The organism is Chryseobacterium salviniae (genome assembly GCF_035819015.1).
In the GTDB taxonomy this organism is placed as follows: domain Bacteria; phylum Bacteroidota; class Bacteroidia; order Flavobacteriales; family Weeksellaceae; genus Chryseobacterium; species Chryseobacterium salviniae.
The window spans coordinates 1-2,806 of the sequence record NZ_JAYLAA010000088.1; the positions used below are offsets into that span (position 1 = coordinate 1).

At 33.9% G+C, this 2,806-nt stretch carries 4 protein-coding genes; all 4 read left to right on the top strand.

Annotated features, from left to right (window positions below; all coding sequences use genetic code 11):
• The first annotated feature begins 223 nt into the window (after positions 1-223).
• The 4 genes from SOP96_RS19920 to SOP96_RS19935 all read left to right on the top strand — a co-directional run bounded on the left by SOP96_RS19920 (position 224) and on the right by SOP96_RS19935 (position 2,591).
• Complete coding sequence (locus SOP96_RS19920; RefSeq protein WP_326322589.1) at positions 224-1,024, top strand: tyrosine-type recombinase/integrase; 801 nt, start codon at positions 224-226, stop codon at positions 1,022-1,024.
• 72 nt (positions 1,025-1,096) lie between these two features.
• The gene (locus tag SOP96_RS19925; RefSeq protein WP_326322604.1) at positions 1,097-1,408 is read left to right on the top strand and encodes a hypothetical protein; all 312 of its coding nucleotides are present in this window, start codon (positions 1,097-1,099) and stop codon (positions 1,406-1,408) included.
• Positions 1,408-1,689: a site-specific integrase gene (locus tag SOP96_RS19930; protein ID WP_326322606.1), complete on the top strand. Its 282-nt coding sequence runs from the start codon at positions 1,408-1,410 to the stop codon at positions 1,687-1,689. The genes SOP96_RS19925 and SOP96_RS19930 overlap by 1 nt, the downstream gene beginning before the upstream one ends.
• A gap of 26 nt (positions 1,690-1,715) precedes the next feature.
• On the top strand, positions 1,716-2,591 hold the full coding sequence (locus SOP96_RS19935) for a tyrosine-type recombinase/integrase (RefSeq protein WP_326322605.1): 876 nt from the start codon (positions 1,716-1,718) through the stop codon (positions 2,589-2,591).
• The last annotated feature ends 215 nt before the right edge of the window (positions 2,592-2,806 follow it).

The window sequence follows — 2,806 nt, forward strand, 5'->3', positions numbered from 1 at the left end:
CAGAAAGTTAGGAAAGATTTAAAGGAAGCTTTTACAAAGCAACTAGAAGAACTAAAGAAGAAAAAATAAATTGCCTCACCTACAAGGTGCGAACGCAAGCGAACGCTAAACGGAAGCAAAACGAACGCTAGATTACTGACAAAGCACGATGAATAAAGAAAAGTTGGTTATTGTTCGGAAAAATTGAAAATATTGAGTAAGCAAAACAATCATACTAATACAAATGGATGAAGAAAATATACTACAATTTAGAAAAGAACTACAAAATTTAGGGTATTGCAAAACCGTTATAAACTCCTATCCAAAGCAGATTGCAAAGTTTTTGAGATATATCCGGAAAGAAAATTTTGAAATCCAGACACAGGACATTTTAGATTATTATTCCTATCTGAAAACCGTCATCAGTCCGAGAACTAAAAAGGCTTTAAGCGACAATTATCTGCACACTATTTTACTGTCCATCAAACTCTATTTTGATTATCTGCAAAGAACCGGAACCATAAAACTCAATCCTTACCAACTGAAAATTAAAACTCCAAAATCCGAAGAAAGAAAAGTATTTACAAACGAAGAAATAAAAAAGCTATATGCTAAAAGCAGTAAGCTGCAAGCAATTATTTTACATCTATGTTATGCGTGTGGACTGAGAAGAAATGAAGCAAAAGAACTGAAAATAAACGATATAGATTTAGAAAATGATCTGCTGTATATCAGAAAAGGAAAAGGCAAAAAGCGCAGAGTAATCCCCTTTACAAAACAGGTTAAAAAAGATCTTGAGAAATTTTTAGAAACCAAAGCCCGGAACCAGGACGAAAAACTGATCACCCAAAACCCTTACGAAGAATTTAGAAAATTACTCCGGAAAACAGGATTGGAAAACAAAGGATTTACATTGCACTGTTTACGGCATACCATTGCGACACAGTTATTAGAACAGGGAATGGAGCTGGAGAAAGTACGGGATTTTTTAGGACATGAATATTTAGGAACAACACAGATTTATACAAGAATCAATACAATGTAACAATTTACCAATGTGAAAATGTAGCAATGAAACCATCAATTAACAACCACGGACTAACAACTTTTTTAAAAAATGAATTATCTGCACACTATTTTACTGTCCATCAAACTCTATTTTGATTATCTGCAAAGAACCGGACCCATAAAACTCAATCCTGTCCAACTGAAAATTAAATCTCCAATATCCGAAGAAAGAAAAGTCTGTACAAACGAAGAATTAAAAAAGCTCTATGCTAAAAGCAGGACGCTGCAAGCCATTATTTTACATCTATGTTATGCGTGTGGACTGAGAAGAAATGAACCACAAGAACCGAAAATAAACGATATACATATAGAAACACATCTGCCCTATAACACAAACGAAAACGCAAACACCGCAGAGTAATCCCCTTTACAAAACAGGTTAAAAAAGATCTTGAGAAATTTTTAGAAACCAAAGCCCGGAACCAGGACGAAAAACTGATCACCCAAAACCCTTACGAAGAATTTAGAAAATTACTCCGGAAAACAGGATTGGAAAACAAAGGATTTACATTGCACTGTTTACGGCATACCATTGCGACACAGTTATTAGAACAGGGAATGGAGCTGGAGAAAGTACGGGATTTTTTAGGACATGAATATTTAGGAACAACACAGATTTATACAAGAATCAATACAATGTAACAATTTACCAATGTGAAAATGTAGCAATGAAACCATCAATTAACAACCACGGACTAACAACTTTTTTAAAAAATGAATTATCTGAAGGAACTGTAAAAACCTATCTCTACGAAATAGAAAAGTTCAAAAAACATTATAAAAATCCGGAGAAACTGAGCTATCAGAATTTAATGGAATATGTAGAATACTTAAGAAAAAGCTATACTCCACAAAGCGTAAAAAGAACGGTTTATGCGATAAAAAAATACTACGATTATTTAGTAGAAACAGGAAAGATAAAAACAAATATTGCAGGAAATATCAGGATAAAAGACGGCAAAGAGAATCCAATCCAATTACAGGAACTGCTCACAGAAAAAGAACTGCAAAAGCTTTTAGAACCGAGAAAAGAACGGTATCCGATATTAGAAAAAAGAAACCAAATCATAATGAGTTTACTGGTAAATCAAGCGTTATTAGTTGGAGATATTGAGAAACTGAAAATCGAAGATTTAGATTTAAAAAATGCAAAAATAAAAGTTCAAAAATCAGGAATTACCAACGAAAGAATATTAGATTTAAAAGCAGAACAAATATTGTTGTTTTATCAATATTTACAGGAAGAAAGAGAGAAATTAGAAAGGCAAAAAACTTCTTTTTTTCTACTGAATAAACTTGGGTCAGCAATTACAAAAGACGACATCAACTATCTTGTATCAACTTATCAGAAAGGTTTTACAAAGAAATTGACAAGCGTAAAAATCCGACAAAGCGTTATCAAACTGAAATTAGACCAGGGCGAAAACTTAAGAAAAGTACAATATTTTGCAGGACACAAACACGCCGACACCACCGAGAAATACAGAGAAACCGGGATTGATGCGTTACAAACAGCGATTAATCAGTTCCATCCAATTAAATAAAAAACCTTGAATTTTGAACCTTAAACCTTGAATTGCCCAACGCTTGCATTGAATTAAATATCCCGCCCTCCAAATAAAAAAGACATTTTCTCCGACGCTCAAACCCTCCAACTCTCCCACCCAAAACAGCCACAGCAAATTACATAATCAAAATTATACGCAAAGCAGCCGCAAAACGTTGTTCTCCGTTCCGCTGAAGCTTCACTGCGCACAAA

Excerpts from the sequence above, each read along its gene's own strand:
- SOP96_RS19925 (WP_326322604.1), top strand. The coding sequence starts at position 1,097 with ATGAATTATCTGCACACTATTTTACTGTCCATCAAACTCTATTTTGAT.
- SOP96_RS19935 (WP_326322605.1), top strand. The coding sequence starts at position 1,716 with ATGAAACCATCAATTAACAACCACGGACTAACAACTTTTTTAAAAAAT.
- SOP96_RS19920 (WP_326322589.1), top strand. The coding sequence starts at position 224 with ATGGATGAAGAAAATATACTACAATTTAGAAAAGAACTACAAAATTTA.